This window comes from Pantoea sp. B623 (assembly GCF_024814475.1).
Lineage (GTDB): Bacteria > Pseudomonadota > Gammaproteobacteria > Enterobacterales > Enterobacteriaceae > Pantoea > Pantoea ananatis.
The window spans coordinates 742229-763787 of the sequence record NZ_JANUXM010000004.1; the positions used below are offsets into that span (position 1 = coordinate 742229).

The 21559-nt window shown below is 54.7% G+C and carries 20 protein-coding genes; 9 read left to right on the top strand and 11 right to left on the bottom strand.

Going from position 1 to position 21559, the window contains the following annotated elements; translation table 11 throughout:
* Positions 1 to 82 precede the first annotated feature (82 nt).
* From solA to NXS97_RS05375, 3 genes are all read left to right on the top strand, one after another.
* Positions 83 to 1198, top strand: a complete 1116-nt coding sequence (gene solA, locus NXS97_RS05365) for an N-methyl-L-tryptophan oxidase (RefSeq protein WP_013025333.1) — start codon at positions 83 to 85, stop codon at positions 1196 to 1198.
* 295 nt (positions 1199 to 1493) lie between these two features.
* The gene (locus tag NXS97_RS05370) at positions 1494 to 2069 is read left to right on the top strand and encodes a cytochrome b (protein ID WP_014593409.1); all 576 of its coding nucleotides are present in this window, start codon (positions 1494 to 1496) and stop codon (positions 2067 to 2069) included.
* A gap of 1 nt (position 2070) precedes the next feature.
* Entirely contained in the window at positions 2071 to 2646 is a 576-nt protein-coding gene (locus tag NXS97_RS05375; protein WP_013025331.1) for a YceI family protein, read from the top strand.
* 38 nt (positions 2647 to 2684) lie between these two features.
* Here NXS97_RS05375 and NXS97_RS05380 read toward each other — a convergent pair whose 3' ends face one another.
* Positions 2685 to 3734: a rhodanese-related sulfurtransferase gene (locus tag NXS97_RS05380; protein ID WP_028715005.1), complete on the bottom strand. Its 1050-nt coding sequence runs from the start codon at positions 3732 to 3734 to the stop codon at positions 2685 to 2687.
* A gap of 260 nt (positions 3735 to 3994) precedes the next feature.
* Between NXS97_RS05380 and NXS97_RS05385 the strand changes: the two genes are divergently transcribed.
* Positions 3995 to 4918 carry a Kdo(2)-lipid IV(A) acyltransferase gene (locus tag NXS97_RS05385; protein WP_013025329.1) on the top strand — a complete coding sequence of 308 codons (924 nt, stop codon included), beginning with the start codon at positions 3995 to 3997 and terminating at the stop codon, positions 4916 to 4918.
* Between the two features lie 26 nt (positions 4919 to 4944).
* Here the strand turns inward: NXS97_RS05385 and NXS97_RS05390 are convergent, their stop codons facing one another.
* Positions 4945 to 5553, bottom strand: a complete 609-nt coding sequence (locus NXS97_RS05390; protein ID WP_028715004.1) for a TetR family transcriptional regulator — start codon at positions 5551 to 5553, stop codon at positions 4945 to 4947.
* Between the two features lie 114 nt (positions 5554 to 5667).
* On the opposite strand from NXS97_RS05390, the gene NXS97_RS05395 reads away from it, so the two are divergent.
* The 3 genes from NXS97_RS05395 (at position 5668) to NXS97_RS05405 (ending at position 8227) form a co-directional block, all read left to right on the top strand.
* Positions 5668 to 7155 (top strand): MFS transporter, encoded by a 1488-nt coding sequence (locus NXS97_RS05395; protein WP_116219639.1) that lies wholly within the window; start codon positions 5668 to 5670, stop codon positions 7153 to 7155.
* A 144-nt stretch (positions 7156 to 7299) separates the two neighbouring features.
* On the top strand, positions 7300 to 7650 hold the full coding sequence (locus NXS97_RS05400) for a DUF3147 family protein (protein ID WP_013025326.1): 351 nt from the start codon (positions 7300 to 7302) through the stop codon (positions 7648 to 7650).
* Between the two features lie 175 nt (positions 7651 to 7825).
* The gene (locus tag NXS97_RS05405; protein WP_013025325.1) at positions 7826 to 8227 is read left to right on the top strand and encodes a MysB family protein; all 402 of its coding nucleotides are present in this window, start codon (positions 7826 to 7828) and stop codon (positions 8225 to 8227) included.
* Here NXS97_RS05405 and NXS97_RS05410 read toward each other — a convergent pair.
* The 3 genes from NXS97_RS05410 to NXS97_RS05420 all read right to left on the bottom strand — a co-directional run bounded on the left by NXS97_RS05410 (position 8218) and on the right by NXS97_RS05420 (position 12688).
* On the bottom strand, positions 8218 to 8457 hold the full coding sequence (locus tag NXS97_RS05410; protein ID WP_013025324.1) for a YceK/YidQ family lipoprotein: 240 nt from the start codon (positions 8455 to 8457) through the stop codon (positions 8218 to 8220). The two genes, NXS97_RS05405 and NXS97_RS05410, sit on opposite strands and share 10 nt — an antisense overlap.
* A gap of 147 nt (positions 8458 to 8604) precedes the next feature.
* Entirely contained in the window at positions 8605 to 11157 is a 2553-nt protein-coding gene (gene mdoH / locus NXS97_RS05415; RefSeq protein ID WP_013025323.1) for a glucans biosynthesis glucosyltransferase MdoH, read from the bottom strand.
* Positions 11150 to 12688, bottom strand: a complete 1539-nt coding sequence (locus NXS97_RS05420) for a glucan biosynthesis protein G (protein WP_041457564.1) — start codon at positions 12686 to 12688, stop codon at positions 11150 to 11152. Before NXS97_RS05420 ends, mdoH begins: the two co-directional genes overlap by 8 nt.
* A 281-nt stretch (positions 12689 to 12969) precedes the next feature.
* Between NXS97_RS05420 and mdoC the strand changes: the two genes are divergently transcribed.
* Positions 12970 to 14094 carry a glucans biosynthesis protein MdoC gene (gene mdoC, locus NXS97_RS05425; RefSeq protein ID WP_013025321.1) on the top strand — a complete coding sequence of 375 codons (1125 nt, stop codon included), beginning with the start codon at positions 12970 to 12972 and terminating at the stop codon, positions 14092 to 14094.
* A 31-nt stretch (positions 14095 to 14125) separates the two neighbouring features.
* On the opposite strand, the gene NXS97_RS05430 is transcribed toward mdoC, so the two are convergent.
* Positions 14126 to 15586, bottom strand: a complete 1461-nt coding sequence (locus tag NXS97_RS05430; protein ID WP_019105718.1) for a phospholipase D family protein — start codon at positions 15584 to 15586, stop codon at positions 14126 to 14128.
* A gap of 156 nt (positions 15587 to 15742) precedes the next feature.
* Between NXS97_RS05430 and NXS97_RS05435 the strand changes: the two genes are divergently transcribed.
* Positions 15743 to 16903 (top strand): beta-glucosidase, encoded by a 1161-nt coding sequence (locus NXS97_RS05435; protein ID WP_014606150.1) that lies wholly within the window; start codon positions 15743 to 15745, stop codon positions 16901 to 16903.
* Here NXS97_RS05435 and NXS97_RS05440 read toward each other — a convergent pair.
* From NXS97_RS05440 to NXS97_RS05460, 5 genes are all read right to left on the bottom strand, one after another.
* Positions 16894 to 17067 carry a hypothetical protein gene (locus NXS97_RS05440; protein WP_014606151.1) on the bottom strand — a complete coding sequence of 58 codons (174 nt, stop codon included), beginning with the start codon at positions 17065 to 17067 and terminating at the stop codon, positions 16894 to 16896. The genes NXS97_RS05435 and NXS97_RS05440 overlap by 10 nt on opposite strands.
* Before the next feature lie 32 nt (positions 17068 to 17099).
* Positions 17100 to 17243, bottom strand: a complete 144-nt coding sequence (locus NXS97_RS05445) for a hypothetical protein (protein ID WP_014606152.1) — start codon at positions 17241 to 17243, stop codon at positions 17100 to 17102.
* Between the two features lie 157 nt (positions 17244 to 17400).
* Positions 17401 to 18780: an efflux transporter outer membrane subunit gene (locus tag NXS97_RS05450; RefSeq protein ID WP_116219638.1), complete on the bottom strand. Its 1380-nt coding sequence runs from the start codon at positions 18778 to 18780 to the stop codon at positions 17401 to 17403.
* Positions 18777 to 19877, bottom strand: a complete 1101-nt coding sequence (locus tag NXS97_RS05455; protein WP_116219637.1) for an HlyD family secretion protein — start codon at positions 19875 to 19877, stop codon at positions 18777 to 18779. Before NXS97_RS05455 ends, NXS97_RS05450 begins: the two co-directional genes overlap by 4 nt.
* Positions 19874 to 21559 (bottom strand): MFS transporter, encoded by a 1686-nt coding sequence (locus tag NXS97_RS05460; RefSeq protein ID WP_072136618.1) that lies wholly within the window; start codon positions 21557 to 21559, stop codon positions 19874 to 19876. Before NXS97_RS05460 ends, NXS97_RS05455 begins: the two co-directional genes overlap by 4 nt.

Here is a 21559-nt window from a genome sequence, read left to right on the forward strand (position 1 = left end):
CAAGGCACCCTTCAGGGTGCCTTTTTTATTGGGCTTTCTGGTATGCTGTTGATTATGTAACCCTTTCAGGAGTTCCATTTTCATGATTTACGATCTTATTGTGGTCGGGAGCGGCTCAGTCGGCGCAGCAGCAGGCTATTACGCCACGCAGGCCGGCCTCTCCGTACTGATGATTGACAGCGCCCATCCGCCTCATACTCAGGGCGCCCACCACGGCGAAAGCCGCCTGATTCGTCATGCTTACGGAGAAGGCGAGCGCTATGTGCCGCTGGTATTGCGTGCGCAGACGTTATGGGATGCGCTTGAGCAGCAGGCTGGCGAGCGCATTATGCACCGGTGCGGCGTCCTGAATATCGCCCCTGCTCACTCCGTGTTTATTCAAAACGTCATCAACAGCGCAAAAGCCTGGCAGCTTCCCGTCGAGATATTACAGGCCGCGGAGGTCAGAAAACGCTGGCCGCAGTTTAACGTCCCCGATGAGTACCTGGGCGTATTTGAGCCACAGTCCGGTTTTTTAAAAAGTGAACAGGCGGTACGGAGCTGGATTCAGCTGGCGGAAAAACAGGGCTGTGCGCAGCTGTTTAACTGCCCCGTCACGCAAATCAGTCGTGAAGGCGATTTACAGCAGGTCACCACGATTGACGGCATTTACCGTGGGCGAAAAATGCTGGTGAGCGCCGGGACATGGGTCAGCAAACTGGTGCCGGATTTGCCGGTGGCACCAACGCGTAAGGTCTTTGCCTGGTATCAGGCTGATGGTCGTTACAGTGAAAACAATGCCTTTCCCGGATTCACCTGCGAAATGGCCGATGGCAGCCAGTATTATGGTTTCCCTGCCGATAACAACGCCCTGAAGTTAGGCCGCCATGATGGGGGCCAGTTGATGACCCAACCCGAAGATCGTAAACCCTTCGGTAGCCTGGCCGCCGATGGCAGCGAAACATTCCGCTTTTTGCGCCAGTTTTTACCCGGCGTTGGCGTGTGTTTGCACGGGGAAGCCTGCAGTTATGATGTCAGCCCCGATGAAGACTTTATTATCGATACCGTGCCGGGCGATCCTGACCGTCTGGTGATAACGGGCTTAAGCGGACACGGTTTCAAATTTGCCAGCGTTTTAGGCGAGCTTGCCAGTCAGTTTGCTCAGAATCAGCCTTTCAGTTTTGATCTCACACCGTTCAGGCTGTCACGCTTTCAGTAAATAGGGTGCGGCGGCCCGGTTTTACGCGGCGCCGCACTGACATATATTTACACTCCGGTTTTATCTGACGCCCTTCCTGCTGTTATATCCACGCAAACAGGCCCGTTTATCCACTTTTCCACGTCTTAGCGCCCGCGTAAAACAGCCTTGTTCAATAATATTGTGCTTACGCGCACCGCTACGCGAGCCGATTTCATTAGTACAGGAGATATTTATAGAAAAGTAAGCATTATTGCTTTTGTGTTTCATTCTGTAGATTCTTATTTCTACATATTCTTAAGATACCGCTGCAAAAATGTTGCTAAGAAATTCACCCGGTCGTTATGGATGGCTCTCCATTTTCCTACACTGGTCAATGGCATTGGTTATCTATGCCATGTTCGCCCTGGGATTATGGATGGTTGGGCTGAGCTATTACGATACCTGGTATCACAATGCGCCAGAAATTCATAAGAGCATCGGGGTCATTCTGATGCTGGCCCTGATTATTCGTCTGATATGGCGCGTGGTTTCGCCGCCGCCTAAACCCCTGAGCAGTTATTCCCCTCTTGTGCGCATCACGGCTGTCGTGGCGCACGGATTACTTTATGGCCTGCTGATCGCCATCCTCTTCAGTGGCTATTTAATCTCTACCGCCGACGGCAAACCGGTTTCGGTGTTTGGCTGGTTCTCTCTGCCTGCTGTGCTGACCGGCGCGGGCGAACAGGCAGATTTAGCGGGAGATATTCATTTATGGCTGGCCTGGAGCATCGTGATCCTGTCGGTGTTACATGGCCTGGCCGCACTAAAGCACCACTTTATCGATCGCGATATCACCCTGAAAAGGATGCTGGGTCTGGGCATCCGTTCACCCTCTGAAAAGGAAAAATAATATGTTCAAAAAAACGCTTCTGGCCATCACAGGTGCCGGCCTGCTGCTGGGTTCCCTGACCGCCAGTGCCGCTGATTACAAAATTGATAAAGAGGGCCAGCACGCCTTTGTACAGTTTCGTATCAAGCACTTAGGCTACAGCTGGCTGTACGGCACCTTTAAAGATTTCGACGGTTCGTTCAGCTTCGATGCCAGTAATCCTTCAGCCGATAAAGTGGATGTGACCATCAACACCAACAGCGTGGACACCAATCATGCCGAGCGTGACAAGCATATTCGCGGTCCTGAATTCCTGAATGTGGCTAAACATCCCACTGCGACCTTTAAATCAACCTCGGTGAAGAAAGACGGCGATAAACTGGCCGTTACAGGGGATTTAACGCTGAATGGCGTGACCAAACCTGTGACGCTGGAAGCCAAAATGATGGGTGAAGGTAAGGATCCGTGGGGCGGCTATCGTGCCGGTTTTGAAGCGGAAGGCGAGATTGCGCTGAAAGACTTTAATATTACTCAGGATCTTGGGCCAGCCTCTCAGAACGTTGAGTTAATCATCTCAGTAGAAGGCGTACGTCAGTAATCTTAAGCCGCCTGAAGCCAGGCTTCAGGCGGCTCCGGCTATTTGCGGGTTGGCGCAGGAATGGTCATGTTCAGCAAGCCACGCGACTTGTTGAAAATTTTATTGCCATTCTCACGTCCTGCCCGGCGAGCGCGTTGCTCTTCGGGTGACAGGCGGGCTTCCTCCTGACAGAGCGGGCTACAGCAGTGCTCGTACTTTTCGGCACAACGTTCACACTGGATAAACAGCAGGTGACAGCCGTCATTAACGCAGTTTACGTGGGTGTCACACGGCGTCCCGCACTGGTGGCAGTGGGATAACACATCATCCGAAATACGCTCGCCCATGCGTTCATCAAAAACAAAGTTCTTGCCTTTGAAACGCACCGGAAGATTTTGTTCCCGTGCGCGGCGTGCATACTCAATAATGCCGCCTTCGACGTGATAAACATCTTCGAACCCGTTATGGCGCATCCAGGCGCTGGCTTTTTCACAGCGAATCCCCCCGGTGCAGTACATGACGATTTTTTTATCCTTCTTATCCTTCAGCATGTCCACCGCCATCGGCAACTGGTCACGGAAGGTATCGGCAGGCACCTCAAGCGCATTATCAAAGCGCCCGACTTCATACTCGTAATGATTTCGCATATCCACGAATACCGCATCGGGATCGTCAAGCATAGCGTTCACTTCCGCCGCTTTCAGATAGTTGCCAACGTCGCTGGCATCAAAAGTTTCATCGTCGATGCCGTCCGCGACAATGCGGTCACGTACTTTCAGTCGCAATACCCAAAACGATTTGCCATCGTCGTCGAGCGCGATATTCATACGCAGATGATTTAACGCCGGATCAAAACCGTATAAATAGGCCTTCATCGCCTCGTACTGGCTGGCGGGCACGCTCAGTTGGGCGTTGATGCCTTCGTGCGCAACGTAAATACGCCCAAACACCTTCAATGCGGTTAACCCGAGATAGAGTTCGTCGCGAAACGCTTTTGGATCGGCAATAGTGAAATACTTGTAAAAAGAGACTGTGGTGCGCGGCTCGGTTTCCGCCAGCATGCGCGCCTTCAGCTCTTTATTGGAAACAAGGTTGTGTAACACTGGCATGGTGTTCGTTCCTGTTATCAATAGAAGAAATTTAGCGCGCACATGATACCTGAATTGAAAAAAATGCGAAGCGTATAAGAAAAATTGATAGTTTAACCTGTACATTTTCGGCGGTCCGGGTATTCATACTTCTCTTTTTGCTCCCGACAACAACCTGCGAAATGCTGTAACATTTCAGCAGTGGGAAAAAAATGGCACAATAACCGCAACTGACGAAAAACAGCACCGCTGGTGCACGACGCAGGATAATAATATTTAAGATGACCCAATTGCCCCAATTTTCACGCGCGCTTTTGCATCCCCGCTATTGGTTAACCTGGCTGGGCATAATTCTGTTGTATATCCTGGTATTGCTGCCCTATCCACTACTCTATGCACTTGGTTGCCGTATTGGTCGCCTTGGTATGCGCTTCATGAAGCGACGCGTGGCCATTGCGCGCCGTAATCTGGAGCTCAGCTTTCCCGAGATGCCGGAAGTCGATCGCGAAGCCATGATTAAGCATAACTTTGAATCGGTAGGGATGGGGCTGATTGAAACCGGCATGGCCTGGTTCTGGCCCGACTGGCGCATCCACAAATGGCACAAACCTTCTGGTCTGGAACATATTCAGCAGGCCCATGATAGCCAGCGCGGCGTGCTGTTAATTGGCATGCATTTCTTAACGCTGGAGATCGGTGCTCGCATGTTTGGCATCCATAATCCCGGCATTGGCGTCTACCGGCCTAACGACAATAAATTAATCGACTGGCTGCAGACGCGCGGTCGTATGCGCTCAAACAAAGGGATGTTAGATCGTAAAGATCTCAAAGGCATGATTCGGGCGTTAAAGCGCGGCGATATCATCTGGTACGCGCCCGACCATGATTATGGCCCGCGCAGCAGCGTATTTGTGCCCTTCTTTGGCGTGGAAAAGGCGGCAACAACCGTGGGTACGCATATGCTGATCCGCACCGGTAAACCCGCCGTCATCCCCTTTGTTCCACGTCGCCTGCCCGAAGGACGCGGCTACGAACTGATTATTCTGCCTGACGTCAGCGCGAATTTTCCCCTGACCAGCGACGAAGACACGGCTCTGCGCATGAACAAGGTGGTTGAAGAAGGCGTGCTCATCGCCCCTGAACAGTACATGTGGCTGCACCGCCGTTTCAAAACCCGGCCAGAAGGTGAGCCTTCACGCTATTAGGTCCGCTGCTCAGCCGCTGTTCGCGCTTACTGCGAGCAGCGGCTGCCGGGCGATAACGGACTGAACAGTTCCAACGTAATCAGGCGATGAATATGATTATCCGAGGCGGCGATGTCCAGCCCTGGCATATTGAGTATGCAAAGCCCGTCGAGCCCACAGACCAGACTAATTAGCCGCCAGGCAATATTGTCCGCTTTATCAAGTAGCCTGAACTCACCGGCTTCCTCCCCCGCCTTGATGACGGCGACGGTTTCCTGCTGCCACATCTCCATTGCAACGATATAGGCGCCGCGCATTTCTGCATCGCGTCCTGCCAGGATCTGGGCTTCGCGCCACAACCGAATGTAGGGCTCAAACCGGCCATCATCGCTACCCAGCATGGAGAAGAGTCGCTCACGCCAGCTGGCGTTTTCCGTTACGGTTTCGGTGTCCAGTATTCTTCGGCTCAGGCGAATAAACGCCTGGGACTTAAGCTCGCCAATACCCGAGAAGTGATGATGCACCTGACCGACGGCAACCTGCGCCTCTGCGGCGATACGTCTTACCGTCATGGCCGCATAGCCTTCCTGAAGGGCAACGGTCATTGCGGCCTGCAGTATGCCTTCCCGGCGCTCATCGCGACTTAAATAGTTCATCTCAACCTACCTGAAACGGTAAAGCGACGAGTCTAACAAAAAGCTGGACAAGCGTTCAACATTAAGTAGGATCCGTCTTGGACATGTGTTCAACTTTATTTCAAAGGGATCGTAATGCTTCGTCAGTGGGTCGCGTTGGTGATTATCGTCATGCTGTATATCCCGGTCGCAATCGATGCCACGGTGCTGCATGTTGCCGTACCGACGCTGAGCATGACGCTAAACGCCAGTGGCAACCAGCTGCTGTGGATCATTGATATCTACTCACTGGTCATGGCCGGTATGGTGTTACCTATGGGTGCACTGGGCGATCGTATCGGATTTAAACGCCTGCTGATAACGGGTAGCCTGCTGTTTGGCCTGTCATCGCTGGCGGCGGCGCTGGCCCCTTCGGCTGCGTGGCTGATAGCAACCCGCGCGTCACTGGCTATCGGGGCGGCCATGATCATCCCGGCAACGCTTGCCGGGATCCGGACACTGTTTGTTGAAGCGCGCGATCGCAATATTGCGCTGGGCGTCTGGGCCGCCGTCGGTTCCGGTGGCGCCGCGTTTGGCCCGCTGCTTGGCGGTGCCGTACTGGAACATTATGACTGGGGGGCGATTTTTTTCATTAACGTTCTGCTTGTCGTTGTGATGGTTGCGCTCGCCGTCTGGCTGATTCCAGGACAGCCGGGGCGACCGGAGCAAAAACTGAATCTGCCCCATGCGCTGCTGTTGATCGCCGCCATACTGCTGTTGGTCTACAGCGCCAAAACGGCGCTCAAGGGTGATGTATCGCCGTCGCAGGTCACGGCAGCCCTGATCGCAGGCGCCGCGATGCTTGCCTTGTTTATCCGTCTTCAACGGCGAGCGGAACAGCCGATGATCGATTTGCAGCTGTTTTGCCATCGCATAATTTTAAGTGGTGTGGTGATGGCCCTGACCGCGATGATCGCGCTGGTGGGGTTTGAACTACTTATGGCGCAGGAGCTGCAGTTTGTTCATGGCTTTACGCCCTTCGAAGCCGGAAAATTTATGTTGCCGGTCATGATTGCCAGCGGCTTCAGCGGCCCCATCGCAGGGATCCTGGTCGGCAAGCTGGGTCTGAGGCCGGTCGCAGTTGGCGGCATGGGATTCAGCGGTATCAGTTTTCTGGGGCTGTCGATGCTGGACTTCAGTACCCAGCAGTGGCAGGCCTGGAGCCTGATGGTGCTGCTGGGCTTTAGCGCATCCAGTGCCCTGCTGGCGTCGACCTCTGCCATTATGGCGGCCACGCCAAAAGAAAAAGCCGCCGCAGCCGGCGCCATTGAAACCATGTCCTATGAGCTGGGTGCCGGACTGGGCATTGCCCTCTTTGGTCTGCTGCTGACCCGTAGCTTTACCGCTTCGATTGTGCTGCCGTCGGTACTGGATCCTGGGCTTGCAGAAAAAGCCTCATCCTCCATCGGTGAGGCCATTAAAGTGGCACAGACGCTGGATCCTGCACTCGCCGGGGCAACGATTCAGGCGGCAAAAGCGGCCTTTATCACCTCTCACAGCGTGGCGCTCATCAGCGCGGCTGTGCTGTTACTCCTGCTGGCTGCCGGTATTGGATTTAGCCTGGCAAAGAGCACGCAGAAGTAACCGATGCGTTGCCGCGAACCGGCGCTGCAACGGGAGAACGATCCCGCAGTAACGATCGTGATAATATTCGCGATCGTTACTGCCTGAAGCCCTGTGATCAGGCTGGCGATAGCGCCGCTGAGCGGCTCAACAACGGAAAAATCTATGCTCTGGCTTATCTCTAAATATGCGATAACTGCCCTGATGGTGGTGATTATTTCTGAAGCGGCTAAACGTAGCGATCGCCTGGGTGGGCTCCTGGCCGCCCTGCCGCTTGTCACCATCCTGGTGTTGATCTGGATGAAACTTGAAGGACAGAGCCAGACGAAGATCGCCGCTCATGCCTGGTATACATTCTGGTATGTGGTACCGACCCTGCCGATGTTTATCCTCTTCCCGTTTTTGTACCAACGTACCGGCTTCTGGCTCACGCTGGGGCTGAGTTGCCTGATCACGATCGTCCTGTTCATGCTGTGGGCAGGTTTTCTGAAAAGGTTTGGTATTGACCTGTTGTAGCCTGCCGGTATGGCCAGCAGGTGTTCACACAACACCGAGCTAGAGCAGCTAACGGATGCGATTCAGGACTGGCTGTATGTGCAGAACGTTCGTCCTCTAAAGTGGCCCGACTTTCCCTCCTGAGATTTTCGTCTATTCTTCACTGAAATCACGTTAATCAGGCAAGGAGAGAAGCATGAGTATGTTCACTACACTGGAAGAAGCGATTGATGCTGCGCGTGAAGAGTTTCTCGCCAGCCATCCGGATATTGAGCAAGACGATGCGGCCATCAACCAGTTTGGCCTGCAAAAATATGTGATGCAGGACGGTGACATCATGTGGCAGGCAGAGTTCTTCGAAGACGAAGGGGATTCGGGCGAGTGTTTGCCTGTGCGCAGCAATGAAGCCGCTCAGGCTATCTTTGACGGCGATTTTGATGAGATTGAACTGCGTCAGGAGTGGTTAGCAGAAAATACGCTGCACGAGTGGGATGACGGTGAGTTTCAACTTGAACCTCCGCTGGACAGCGAAGAAGGTAAAGCCGCGGCGCAGGAATGGGAAGACGATAACAGCGACTCTGACCGCAGTTACTCATAAGGTCCATGGCTGGCATCTACCGGAATCAGCAGCGTGTCGACCACCAGTGACAGCGGCAGGTCGAGAATGGTGATAACCCGCCATGCGCCATCACGGATATCCCACTTTACGCCGGGGTAAAACTGATTACCGTGTCCCTGCCCGGGCACGGTGCGGCTGATGATACTGCCACAGCCGCTCAGCGTAACGACGGCGAGGGATAACAGGATGACTTTAGCGAATGTATTCACAATAGCGACTCAGGTTAAACAGGCGCTATTTTAATCATGAGTTGAGCCGGGTTGCCATCCCCATTCGTGCAAAGTGCAAAATAATGTTGCCGTCTGTAACCGGCGACGGGCGTAAAAAAAGCGGCATTTCTGCCGCTTTCTTCGTTGCTACGCCTGATGCGGTAAGGCATCGGGGTTGAGAGGCATTTTTTGATAGCTCTCTACCCACTGATGATACTTTTCACCACTTTCCCACAGGCGAGTATGTACACGCGCCAGCACCACCGGATCGCTGATCAGCTGCAAGCGCTGCTCTCGATTCAGTTTTTCCGGCGCATCGCTCAGTGCCTGATCGACGCGGCGATCGCGCGCATGATCCAGTAACTGGCTCTGCTTGTGGCGTGAGGTCGCAAGCGCGGTCGCCAGGGCGTTAAACGCAGGATGGAACAGCGCATGCATAAAGCCATTTTTCAGCACGCGCTGACGGTTGAGTTCCACATAGCGATCGGTATCCACCAGCTCTTTCGGCGGATCGTACTCTTCCGGGATCAGGAACAGCTTCGCTTTCTTACTCTTGATGCCGAGGCCAGAGCGGCTCGACATCACCGATACAAACGGCGACAGAATAAGCGAGAACACGATTGGCGCCAGCCACCACAGGAAGTTGAGATCCAGCCATCCCATCCCGGCAGCCCAGACAATGCCCAGGGCCATCTGCGAACCGTGACGCTTGAAGGCTTCGCTCCAGGGTGTGGCATCATCGTCACGCTGCGGTGAGTTCCAGACCACTTCCCAGCCCAGGAACGCGCTTACCACAAATACGGTGTGGAACAGCATACGCACCGGTGCCAGCAGCACCGAGAACAGCATCTCCAGCAGCAGCGAGACGAACAGACGTAGCGCACCGCCGTAGGGTTTCGCCCCCTTACACCAGATCAGCACGACGCTGAGCAGTTTCGGCAGGAACAGCAGCACCAGCGTGGTCGAGAACAGCGCAATCGCCAGCTCAGGACGCCACTGGGGCCAGACCGGGAACAGCTGCCTTGGCTGCAGGAAGTAGGTGGGCTCCATGAGCGTATGCACCACCTGTAACGCGGTGGACAGTGCCAGGAACAGGAACCACAGCGGTGCCGACAGATAAGACATCACGCCCGTCAGGAAGACGGCACGGTGCACCGGGTGCATCCCTTTCACCAGAAACAGGCGGAAGTTCATCAGGTTACCGTGACACCAGCGGCGATCGCGCTTAAGTTCGTCCAGCAGGTTTGGCGGGAGCTCCTCATAGGAACCCGGCAAATCATAGGCGATCCATACGCCCCAGCCAGCACGGCGCATCAGTGCCGCTTCCACGAAGTCATGCGACAGGATGGAACCGGCAAACGAGCCTTCACCCGGCAGCGGTGCCAGTGCGCAGTGCTCGATAAACGGCTTCACACGAATGATGGCGTTATGGCCCCAGTAGTGCGACTCACCCAACTGCCAGAAGTGCAGACCGGCGGTAAACAACGGGCCGTAAACGCGGGTCGCAAACTGCTGACAACGCGCATAAAGCGTGTCCATGCCCGAGGCTTTTGGCGAAGACTGGATGATACCGGCATTAGGGTTAGCATCCATCATGCGCACCAGGCCCGTCAGACATTCACCGCTCATGACGCTGTCGGCGTCCAGCACCACCATGTAGCTATAGTTGCTGCCCCAGCGACGGCAGAAGTCATCGATGTTGCCGCTTTTACGCTTCACACGGCGACGACGACGGCGATAGAATATCTTGCCCGCGCCACCGACGTCACGTACCAGCTCCATCCAGGCTTTCTGCTCAGCGATAGCGATATCGGCATCGTAACTGTCACTCAGGATGTAAACATCAAAGTGCTCAGCATTGCCGGTACGCACCACTGATTCCCAGGTCGCCCGTAAACCGGCAAAAACGCGTCCTACATCTTCATTACAGATCGGCATGATCAGCGCGGTACGGTGCGCGGGATTAAGGGGTTCATCGCCGACGGTAGAATAGGAAATGCTGTATTTATCCCGACCAATCAGCAGTTGCAGGAAGCCCATCAACGCCGTCCAGAAACCCGCTGAGACCCAGCAGAACAGGATCGCAAACAGGAACAGAATCCCGGTCTGCAACACATAAGGCAGAATCTGCATAACAGACTGCTGCCAGTTCTGGTTGATCATGTCCATGGGATCCAGCAGCGTCCAGCCCTGGTAAGGCAAAATGGTTTTCATGTACCACGTCGCCACCACGGTCTGCATAATCGTGAGGATCAACAGAATATAACGACGAATGGACCCCACGTGGCGCCACTTCTCTTCCGCGCGCTGCTCTTCGGCCGAAGCATAACGGGGAACAGACTTGTGTCCCCGTAGCGAGTCCCAGGCGCGAGCCAGCGGGTTAGTGCGCCAGGCTTCCGGGAACATCAATGAACGCTTCACTTTTGGCATCGCCTTTAACGTGGTGCGATCAAGATAGTCCTTGCCTAACTGTTGTCCCCCGGCAAGTGAATCGGGCCAGGCCATTTCCACTCGCGACGACACCGATTTTAAAGGTGCATCCTCAGGGCGATCGCTGGCAGCCACATCCTGGCCCAGCGATTCGTGTAACTGGTGAAACGTCTGCGCATTTTGCAACGAAGCGGCCAGACGCGTTTTTCCTGCCGCATCCAGCGGCAGGGCTTCTACATAGCGTTGAGGTGTAAAAGTCAAATTATTCATTGGCAGGTAACTGATAGCTCCAGGTTTCCGTCAATGTCTTGTCACCGCTGACCAGCGCTGCACGCATCTCTGTCGCCTGCTTGTTATCTTTCACGCGCAGACGCAATACCAGACGCCAGCCTTTGGTGACCGGATTGTAGCGAACGCTTTGTTCGACCACTTCGGCGTTCTTGCCTACGCTGACCTGCGGCGCAACCTGACTGTCGGCAGGCATTTCACTCATGTCTTTGCCGACGAAATCGATGGTGAATGCAACAGTGCCATCCGGTTGACGGACTAAATTCGACTGCTTCACATCGCCCGCTGAACGCAGCGTATCTTTCACCCAGGCAACATCGTCAGAATGCAGTTTGTTTTCATTACGGCCAAAGTGCAGACGGTATTTGAAATCCATCGCTTTACCCGGTTCCGGCAGGTTTTCCGGTGTCCAGAACGTCACGATGTTATCGTTCGTCTCATCTGCGGTAGGAATCTCAACCAGCTCAACGCGTCCTTTACCCCAGTCGCCGATTGGCTCAACCCAGCCGCTTGGACGCAGGTCGTAACGGTCATCCAGGTCCTGATAGTTATTGAAATCACGTCCGCGCTGTAACAGCCCGAAGCCTTTTGGATTTTCAATGGTATAGGTGCTGACGGCCAGGTGACGCGGGTTATTCAGCGGACGCCAAATCCACTCACCGTTGCCGCTGTGAATCGACAGACCGTCTGAATCATGCAGTTCAGGACGGAAATTAGACACTGGCGACGGCTGATTGCGGCCAAACAGGAACATGCTGGTTAACGGTGCGATACCCAGTTTACCTACGTTGTCGCGTAAATAGACTTTGGTCTGCACATCAACCGTGGATTCCTGGCCAGGATGGATGGTAAAGCGATAAGCACCGGTCGCGCGTGGAGAATCAAGCAGTGCGTAGATCACCAGCTGCTTGTCCTGCGGTTTGGGTCGTTCAATCCAGAACTCTTTAAAACGCGGGAACTCTTCGCCTGATGGCAGCGCGGTGTCGATAGCCAGACCACGGGCAGACAGGCCATAAACCTGACCGGCACCGATCACGCGGAAATAGCTGGCGCCGAGGAAGCTGGCGATTTCGTCATCTTTCTTGTTCTTGCTGTTCAACGGATACAGCACTTTAAAACCCGCAAAGCCGAGGTTTTTCACCGCATCGGCATCGTGTTTCACATTGCCGAAGTTGAAATAATCAGGACTGTATTTGATTTCGCGTACGGTATTGGCGGTGATCTCGTTAATTTTCACCGGCAGATCAAAGTACATCCCCTGATGGTAGAATTCGAGTTTGAACGGCGTACGCAGTTTGCCCCAATACGCTTTATCGTGGTTGAACTGAATCTGCTGGTAGTCAGCAAATTTCATATCACGAAATTGAGAGGGTAAATTGCTTTTTGGCGCTTCGAAGCTTTTTCCGGACAGATCTTTGGCTTGTTTTGCCACATCATCAAAATTAAACGCCCAACTGTTGTTGGCATACAAAGCCAGCAGGACTGCCGCGCCAATCCAGCGCATTTTCGTCAGCCCAACATTATTTTTTTCTTTAGTCAGCACATCCCCCCCTTTCGTGTGCTTAATACAAACCCGCTTATCTTAATGGATAATTCGGCTTTCCGACAGCACATGCACAACAATGTTCCCGATAATCCTCTGCTCGAGGGGTGATTTTAGGACAATTAAACGTTACGGGCTCAACTGAGATTCAACTGATAGTATACTCTGTTATCTGCAGCTAGAATTTCCTTCCGACATAATACGGTTTCAGGGCGAAACCGGCTAAAAACGTACTAACGAACTGGAACTTTATGAGTACAACAAAAACTGAGCGTGAGTATTTTCTCGACTCGATCCGGGCCTGTTTGATGTTATTGGGCGTGCCGTTTCACGTTTCCCTGATCTATTCGTCGCAGAAATGGGCCGTCAACAGCAGCGACGCTTCGCTATGGCTTACGACCCTGAATGATTTTATTCATGCGTTCCGCATGCAGGTGTTTTTTGTCATCTCCGGCTACTTCTCTTACATGCTCTATCTGCGCTATCAGCCCCGACGCTTTCTGAAAGTTCGTCTGGAGCGGGTCGGCATTCCGATGCTGACGGCGGTGCCCTTAATTACGCTGCCGCAGTTCTTTATGCTGAAGGCATGGACAAGCAAATACGCGGACTGGAGCGCCCTGCCGCCCTACGCGAAATTCAACAACCTGATGTGGGAGCTGATCTCCCACCTGTGGTTTTTACTGGTGCTGTTAATTCTTACCACACTCGGCATGATCACGTTCCGCTGGTTGCGGGATCAAAAGCGTAACATTGATTATCAACACGTGGGCTGGGGGAAACTGGCGCTTGGCCTGTTGATCTGGGGCCTGATGTGGGGCGCTTTTCGACGTGTTGTCTTTTACACGAATCCAACCCTGTTAAGCGATGCGCTGTTTAATTTCGTGGTGATGCAGTCCCTGTTCTACCTGCCCTTTTTTATGCTGGGCGCACTCAGTTGGAAACATCAGGCGCTGAAACAGCTGTTCGTGCGGGTGAATCCCGTGCTGTTCATTGGCGCAGTGCTGCTGCTGGTGGCATATATTGTCAATCAACGCACAAGCAGTGGTGAAGGCTGGTTGTATGAGCTGGACGCGTTAATCAGCAGCATGATGGGACTTTGCATGCTGAACGTCTGTTACAGTCTGGGACATAAACTGCTTAACTCACATTCGCCAGGCATTATGTATCTGGTTAACGCCTCGCTGTTTATTTATCTGGTGCACCATCCCCTGACGCTGTTGTACGGCATTTATGTGACGCCTGTACTGCATAACAATACGCTGGGCTTCCTGCTGGGTCTGGTCATGGTATTTGGCGTGTCATTCACGTTGTATGAGTTGCACCTGCGTATTCCTCTTCTGCGTTTTCTGTTTTCCGGTAAGCCGCAGAAGCGCTAATGATAAGGCGATCGCTGCCGATCGCCTTGCTTCAAAGCAGCCACTCAATAGGCAATCGCCACACCAGTCGAACCTGCAGACGCTGCCACCAGCTGCAGCCGGGTTCATGCTTGTGAACAACCTGCTGCGCCTCGCCGGGATACTCCAGCCAGTTTACTCTTCCCCACTTGTCCAGCCGCAACGTCCAGGCCCGATCGCGCATTGAGTCGCTAAAACGCTGATGGGTTTCGGCGGCCAGTTTTTCACTTTCAATGACCAGCCCCATTTCGGTGTTGAGCACCGCCGAGCGTGGATCGAAGTTAAATGAGCCGATAAACAGGATTTTTTCATCCACTGAAAAGGTTTTCGCGTGCAAACTTGAGCCTGAATTACCGGTCAAGCCGCGATCGTGCGGCGTGTCATTCAGGCCGGCCTGGGGTTTTAATTCGAAAAGCGAAATCCCGTGCCGCAACAGTTTTTTCCGCCATTTTGCATAGCCCGCATGCACAATGGACACATCGTTTGCCGCCAGCGAGTTCGTTAACACCGCGATCTTCACCCCTTTGCGCTTCATCGCCAGCAGTTGGGCAACCCCCGCGCGGGTCGGCACAAAGTAAGCGGAAATGATGTCGAACTGATGCTGAGGCGCGCCGATCACTTCCATCATACGCTGAGGCAGAAGTGACTTGCGTCGCGCTTTTCCCAGGCCCTTGCGCGGATCGTCACTCAACAGTCGCGTTTTGGCCCAGACAAAAGGCAGATCGTCCTGAGTCAGTTGATCGATCAGCGAGGACTTATTCAGGCGCTGAAGATAATGCTGTACGGTCTCGCTTTCACGCCACTCCGGCGGTAACACCACATCCGGATGCGCCGACATCGGCTGATCCAGCACCTCGCTTAGCGGCGAAACGGGTTTACTGTTCCAGTAGCGTTCAAAATCTTCGGCCACTTCGTTAACCACCGAGCCGATAGCCAGCACGTCGAGATCGGCAAACAGGGGTTCGTTGCCCGTACCAAAATATTCGTCGCCAATGTTACGTCCACCGACTACCGTCGTGACGCCATCCGCCGTGAAGCTCTTATTATGCATCCGCCGGTTGAGGCGGGCGAAGTCGGTGAGATAGCCCAGCGCGCGCAGGGTACGAAAGGAGAACGGATTGAACAGCCTGACGGTAATGTTGGGATGGTGATTCAGCTGCGCCAGCGTATCATCCAGCCCTGGCGTATTGTTATCGTCCAGCAGCAGCCGTACGATCACCCCGCGATTGGCGGCCTCCAACATGGCACTGAACAGCAACCTGCCCGACATATCGTTTTGCCAGATATAGTATTGTATATCCAGCGTCTTCGCGGCTTTCTCCATCAGCAGGTAACGTGCGGCAAAAGCATCCAGCCCGTCACTGAGTGGATGAATGCCGCTCAACCCCGGATGGTGCAAACAAAGCGGAACCAGCCGCTCTTCAAGCCAGCTCTGCCGTGATGGGCTCTGGGGCAAATCAAACGCTTCGGTCATGAATATTCCCTGAATCATACTGTCATTTATTATTATTCCTCCGGGCGCCAGAGTATGCCAGCGCCGGTTGCACATCAGCCATGCTGATGGCACCGTTTTTTAGTCTAGACTTAGTCGAACGATCTGTGACTGTCATTTGCCCGGCAGGAGAGGAATATGAGTCAATCGCCCTTAACTGACGACCGTTTACGCCATCATCCCCGCCTGTTTCAGAGCTTTTTTCAGGGCAGCTTCCCCTGTTCCACCGCCTGCCGCACGCCGGGCAAACGGCTGGATATGGTGATCAGCAGCGGGCACGATATGCTGCTTAAAAAAGACTATGCGGCACTGGTCGATCTGCATCTGTTGACCGCGCGGGATGGTGCACGCTGGCACCTGATTGAAAAAACGCCTAACCAGTACGACTGGAGCAGTTTCCTGCCAATGGTCGAAGCGGCACGGGATAACCAGTTGCAGATCATCTGGGAACTGGCCCACTTTGGCTATCCCGATCATATTTCTGTCTGGAAAGCCGGGTTCGTCGACCACTTCGAACGTTATGCCCGGGAAATGGCGCGCATTATCCGCGATCAGGGCATTCAGCAGGCTTTTTTCACGCCCGTAAACCAGATCTCATTCTGGTCCTGGGCAGGCGCCGACGTGGCCTGGTTTAATCCCCATGCCAGTCAGCGTGGTAAAGAGCTTAAGCGGCAACTGGTTCGTGCTTCTCTGGCTGCCATGCAGGCAATTCGCGAGGTGATACCTGACGCCCGTTTTGTGCTGACCGATCCTTTGGTGCAGATTGCCCATCATCCCGATAACCCCGACAGTAAACCCGGGGCTGATGCACAGCATCAGGCGCAGTTTGAAGCCTGGGATATGTTAGCCGGACGTGTCGATAAAGAACTGGGCGGGCACGAAGATTTTCTGGATATTCTGGGCCTGAACTACTATCCGGATAACCACTGGTTCTTCCCCGATCGGCCAATGGACAGAGACGACCCGGTACGCGCCCCGCTCCATATTCTGCTGGCGCAATACTGGCAGCGTTATCAACGTCCTATGCTGATAGCCGAAACTGGTGCCGAAGGCGAAGCTCGCGCGCCCTGGCTACAGGAGGTCAGTGAAAACGTTGCCGTTGCCCTGGATCAGGGCATTGCGATGGAGGGCATTTCGCTCTATCCCGTGGTGGAGTATCCGGCATGGGCAGACGACAGGCGTTCTCCAGGGTCACTGCTGGGCCTCGCCGATCCCAATGGCAACCGCACCGTGCATGAGGACCTGGCACTGGTGCTGCGCAGTCAGCAGATAAAGTTCACTAAGCGCGATCAGAGCTGACGCGAGGGCGGTTTGGGATAACAGGTTTGCGTATCAAGGCGCTCCGGCGGCGAGGCAAGGCGGCTGTCGTTTAGCCACGTCACCACAAACAAGAAAGTGACACCGATCAGGCAAGCGGTCAGCAGGCCAATAATCGCAATCAGTTTATCATCTCTCGATTCCATCCCTCACTCCTTTCAGGTCCGGTTGATAAACACTAACTCATCCAAAGCGTGACGATCAAAACGAAAATAATCAGCGTGACCGAGGTTACTGCCAGCACCACAATCGCAAAGTGAGCATCGGCAAGGGGCTGAACCACAGGTTCATCGTGCTCTTCTGGTGGGCTGGGTAAAAGCATGCTCTTCCTGGTTAACGCGTGGCTCAAAGGTGCATTTGCGGGCTACAGTGTAGAGCAATCTTATTCAGGAATCCGTTATTTTACAAACCCGCCCTGATGGCGCGGCACGACCGGGATGTGCCGCCCTTCAGCCCCTGCCATACCGGATAGTGCAGCGCTATTTCCCGGCAGACCAGCCGCCGCCCAGCGCGCGATACAGCTCAATTTGCGCCTGCAGTAGATTATTTTTGACCGTCACCAGGTTCAGTTGAGTCGCAAACAAGGTGCGCTGTGCATCCAGCTCGTCCAGATAAGAGGCATAACCGTTTTGGTAGCGTTCGGTCGCGATGCGCAACGCGTCGGCGACAAACTGTTCCTGTTGACGAAGCGCTTCCTGTTGCGCCTCGCCCTGGCGAATCGCATCCAGTGCATTATTCACCTCTGAAAAGGCGTTTCGCACCACTTTCTCATAGCTGTACAAAGCCTGATTACGCGAAGCCATGGAGACATCCACCTGCGCGGTTAACGCTTCACGATTGAGTAAGGGGGCCAGAATACTGCCGCCGACGCTCCACAGGCGGAAAGGATCGTCCACCAGCTGATGCAACACGGAACTCTGAAGCGTGCCTGAGGCAGTGAGGTTAATTCCCGGCAGCAGCTTCGCTTTGGATAACGCCAGCGTGGCATCGGCGGCCAGCAGTTGACGCTGTGCCTGCACGATATCAGGACGACGATTCAGCAGTGCAGACGGCAGTACGCCCGGCATAACCTGCGGCATGATGGCCGTGAACGCCCGATGGCGTGCGATTTCACGCGGATTCATCCCTACCAGGATGCTGAGCGCATTTTCCTGTTGCGCAATTTGATGCTGGAGTTGCGGAACCTGAGCTTTAGCGGACTGATACTCAGATGAAGCCTGCATCCACTCCAGCCGGGAGGTATATCCCGTTTCGAACTGGCGCTGCGCCAGTTTGAGCGAGTTGTGCCGCGTTGCCAGCGTCGCCTCGGTAACGCGCAGTTGCTCATCCAGCGCGCACAGCGTCATATAACCGGATGCCACCGAACTGGCGATGGTCAGCTCGGCTGCCGAGGCGGCGGCCTGCTGTGCCTCCAGCGTCGCCTGCGCCGCATCGATCGAACGGCTGCGCGCGCCCCACAAATCCACATTGTAGCTGGCCTGTAGCTGTCCCTGAAAAACCGAGGTGTCATTAGGCTGTCCCGTCGCCGCGGATAATGCGCGCTGACGCGTCGCCGCGACGCCGCCGCTGAGCGTCGGAAAATTGTCCCCTTCCGTTGCACGTAGCTGGGCCCGATACTGATCAACCCGTGAACGGGCGATCAGGATATCCGGATTATTACGCAACGCCTGATCCACCAGGCGATTCAGATCGGCGTCGCCGAAGGCCTGCCACCATGCGGCTTCCGGTGGCGCAGAAGGCCCAACCCGATCGCGCCACTGTGGGGGAATGGGCAAGGCGGACGGGGCTTTGTCGACCTGGGTGCTGCACCCTGCCAGCACGACCGCCAGCAGGGCAGCGGCTATACGCAAGCCCTTCATGGCGTTTTCTCTCCCTCTCCGTCCACGTGTGCGGCCGTGTCAATGCTTACCTCAACCGACATCCCGGGACGCAGCTGTTGCTGGACCTCTGGCGCCACATCAATACGTACCGGAATACGCTGAGCGATTTTAACGAAGTTGCCGGTCGCATTGTCCGGCGATATTGCACTGAATTCTGAACCTGCAGCAGGTGAAAGATATTCAACGCGACCCTGGAAGGTTTTACCGTCCAGTGCATCCACACGAATCGTTACCGGCAGCCCCGGACGAATATGCGCCAGCTGCGTTTCTTTGTAGTTCGCGATAATCCACTTATGGTTGGGCACCACCGACGTCAGGCGCGTACCGGCCGTCACGTAGGCGCCTTTACGCACGGACAACTGTCCGAGTTGCCCTTCGTCAGGTGAGGTAATGCGCGTGTTGGCCAGATCGATTTCCGCCAGCTCCAGAGCGGCCTTCGCACTGGCCACGTCCCCTTCAAGCGAGGCACGGTTAACAATGACCGTTTGCAAGTTTTGCTGGGCCACCGCAACCTGCGCTTCCGCCTGATGCAGCTGAGCCAGCCCCTGCGCATTCGCCGCGCGCGCCGCATCGCGTTCGCGCACCGAGAGCGAACCGTCTGCGGCCAGATTTTCAACACGTTTTAGATCCAGACCGCTTTTCACCGCCTGGGCTTTGGCGTTTTCCAGCGCCGCTTTATTACTCTGAATCGTGGCCTGCGCGCTGAGGCGCTGCTGCTGATTATTATTGAGTGCAGCCTGCTTCATGGCCAGCTGCGCCTGCGCCTGGTGCACGCGCTGACGATAGATACGATCGCCAATGGTCATCAGTAACTGACCTTTTTTAACCGGCTGCAGGTCAACCACATCCACCTGGGTCAGATAACCATTTACCTGCGGGCTGATAAACGTGACCTGCCCGCGGACATAGGCATTTTCTGTGCTCTGAACGGAACTGGTGAAAGGCCAAAGCTGCCAGGCATACAGAATAACCAGCACGCCTGTCACCACAATACCGCTGCCTAAGGCAATCGAGAGAATACGACGGCGGTTGGCCCGATCGCGCTCTGCTGCCTGAAGTTCATCCTGTTGACTCATTGTTGCTCCGTTCGTTCTTGTGCGGCGGCAAGCTGACGCTGCTCTGCCAGATTGAAGGTGGCCTGTCGCCAGTCGAGATAGCGCCGACGCGTTAAGCGCCACAGCACCCACATCAGGGTAATCAGCGCCAGAGCCGCCGTCAGCAGATAGGTATCGTTATAGGCCAGTACGTTGGCCTGCAAGGTTGCGACTGACTGAAGCTGGCTGGTGCTTTGTGCACTAAGCAGGGCGCTGTCGTTGATCTGACTGGTAAACAGGGCGCCATATTGGCTAAGCCGTTCACTGACGTTGGGATCCAGTAACGATAATTGATCGCCAAGAAGACTGGAGTGATATTTTTCACGCCAGGTTTGAAAGGTGCCCAGAATCGCCGAGCCGATTAAGCCGCCCAGATTTTGGCTCATGCCAAACAACACCACAAAACTGACCAGATTTTTCGGCTGGGTCACCACGCTACCAATGCCCATCAGCATGGCGGGCGCCATAAAAAAGGCGCTGCCGAATCCCAGTAAAAACTGGCTTAAGTACATGTTGTTCGCGCGGGTAACCGGGCTGGATTGCGCGTCCATCAGTGAGGCGATGATCATCACGATGAGTGACACCACAATCGGCCAGTTGAGATGCGTTGGCTTAATGGTTAGCGCACTGGCAGCAATGCCGGCAATCACCCCGGCGATGATCGCCCAGGCTAAGCCGTGCAGCTGATCGTTTTGTAGGCCAATCTGCTGCAAAAAACCTATCGCACCGGTATTCTGCTCCGCCAGCACGATACGAATCATGATCATCACGATGCCCAGACGCACGATCATCCCGTTGCTGAGCCAGCGCGTATTGATCAGCGGATTGCGGCGGTTATGCTCGATCACGAAAGCCGTGACGATCAGCACCAACGCCAGCGCAGCACAAACGCCGAGCCAGGGCGTGCTAAACCACCATTCAATTCGGCCAAGTGACAGTACGCCGCACAGCAGTGCCATGCCCGGTGCCAGCAGCATAAAGGTGACGAAATCCATCTTCTCAAACGCCTTAATACGATCGCCCGGCGGCAGCTTAACCACTAACACCGCGCCCAACGCAATCAGCGCTAATCCCAGCTCAAACAGATAAAGCCCGCGCCACTCCTCAAGCTGGAGCAACTCGCTGGAAAAGAGTCGGGCCAGCGGAATCGCCAACTGCGAAACGGTCAGGCCAATAACCAGGGCCTTCAGGCGATGTTTCGCCGGCCACGCCTGCACCTGATAATAGATCCCCAGCGAGCTCAGGGCAGCGCCCACCATGCCATGGGCGGTGCGTACGATAATCGCCGAACTGAGATCGTTGGCAAAGAGATGGAAAAAGGCGACTAAGACATAAAGCACCAGAAAGGCTTCGGTGAAAACCCGCAGTCCAAACTGCTGACGAAATTTCACCAGCAGCAGGTTGATGGAGATATTCCCCATCACATATACCGCCGGTAGCCAGGCGATTTCATTGGAGTAAGCGGCAAAGGTTCCTTGCAGATTCGTGAGGTTCGCACTGACCAGCGCGTTGCTCAGTGCACCGGTCAGGGAGATCAGCAGGCCAATCAGCCCAAACGCAATGCGTTTAGGCGTTGAGTGCAGCGGCGTCGAAGGCGACCCCGGCAGCATAGGTTTTTCATGTGGCAACCATTCACGCGCAGCGTAGGGATTGCGCCGGGCCAT

Excerpts from the sequence above, each read along its gene's own strand:
- NXS97_RS05440 (WP_014606151.1), bottom strand. The coding sequence starts at position 17,067 with ATGGAATCGAGAGATGATAAACTGATTGCGATTATTGGCCTGCTGACC.
- NXS97_RS05385 (WP_013025329.1), top strand. The coding sequence starts at position 3,995 with ATGACCCAATTGCCCCAATTTTCACGCGCGCTTTTGCATCCCCGCTAT.
- NXS97_RS05370 (WP_014593409.1), top strand. The coding sequence starts at position 1,494 with ATGTTGCTAAGAAATTCACCCGGTCGTTATGGATGGCTCTCCATTTTC.
- NXS97_RS05445 (WP_014606152.1), bottom strand. The coding sequence starts at position 17,243 with ATGCTTTTACCCAGCCCACCAGAAGAGCACGATGAACCTGTGGTTCAG.
- NXS97_RS05390 (WP_028715004.1), bottom strand. The coding sequence starts at position 5,553 with ATGAACTATTTAAGTCGCGATGAGCGCCGGGAAGGCATACTGCAGGCC.
- NXS97_RS05435 (WP_014606150.1), top strand. The coding sequence starts at position 15,743 with ATGAGTCAATCGCCCTTAACTGACGACCGTTTACGCCATCATCCCCGC.
- NXS97_RS05430 (WP_019105718.1), bottom strand. The coding sequence starts at position 15,586 with ATGACCGAAGCGTTTGATTTGCCCCAGAGCCCATCACGGCAGAGCTGG.
- NXS97_RS05375 (WP_013025331.1), top strand. The coding sequence starts at position 2,071 with ATGTTCAAAAAAACGCTTCTGGCCATCACAGGTGCCGGCCTGCTGCTG.
- solA (WP_013025333.1), top strand. The coding sequence starts at position 83 with ATGATTTACGATCTTATTGTGGTCGGGAGCGGCTCAGTCGGCGCAGCA.
- NXS97_RS05405 (WP_013025325.1), top strand. The coding sequence starts at position 7,826 with ATGAGTATGTTCACTACACTGGAAGAAGCGATTGATGCTGCGCGTGAA.
- NXS97_RS05400 (WP_013025326.1), top strand. The coding sequence starts at position 7,300 with ATGCTCTGGCTTATCTCTAAATATGCGATAACTGCCCTGATGGTGGTG.
- NXS97_RS05450 (WP_116219638.1), bottom strand. The coding sequence starts at position 18,780 with ATGAAGGGCTTGCGTATAGCCGCTGCCCTGCTGGCGGTCGTGCTGGCA.
- NXS97_RS05380 (WP_028715005.1), bottom strand. The coding sequence starts at position 3,734 with ATGCCAGTGTTACACAACCTTGTTTCCAATAAAGAGCTGAAGGCGCGC.
- NXS97_RS05395 (WP_116219639.1), top strand. The coding sequence starts at position 5,668 with ATGCTTCGTCAGTGGGTCGCGTTGGTGATTATCGTCATGCTGTATATC.
- NXS97_RS05455 (WP_116219637.1), bottom strand. The coding sequence starts at position 19,877 with ATGAGTCAACAGGATGAACTTCAGGCAGCAGAGCGCGATCGGGCCAAC.
- NXS97_RS05460 (WP_072136618.1), bottom strand. The coding sequence starts at position 21,559 with ATGGCCCGGCGCAATCCCTACGCTGCGCGTGAATGGTTGCCACATGAA.
- mdoC (WP_013025321.1), top strand. The coding sequence starts at position 12,970 with ATGAGTACAACAAAAACTGAGCGTGAGTATTTTCTCGACTCGATCCGG.
- mdoH (WP_013025323.1), bottom strand. The coding sequence starts at position 11,157 with ATGAATAATTTGACTTTTACACCTCAACGCTATGTAGAAGCCCTGCCG.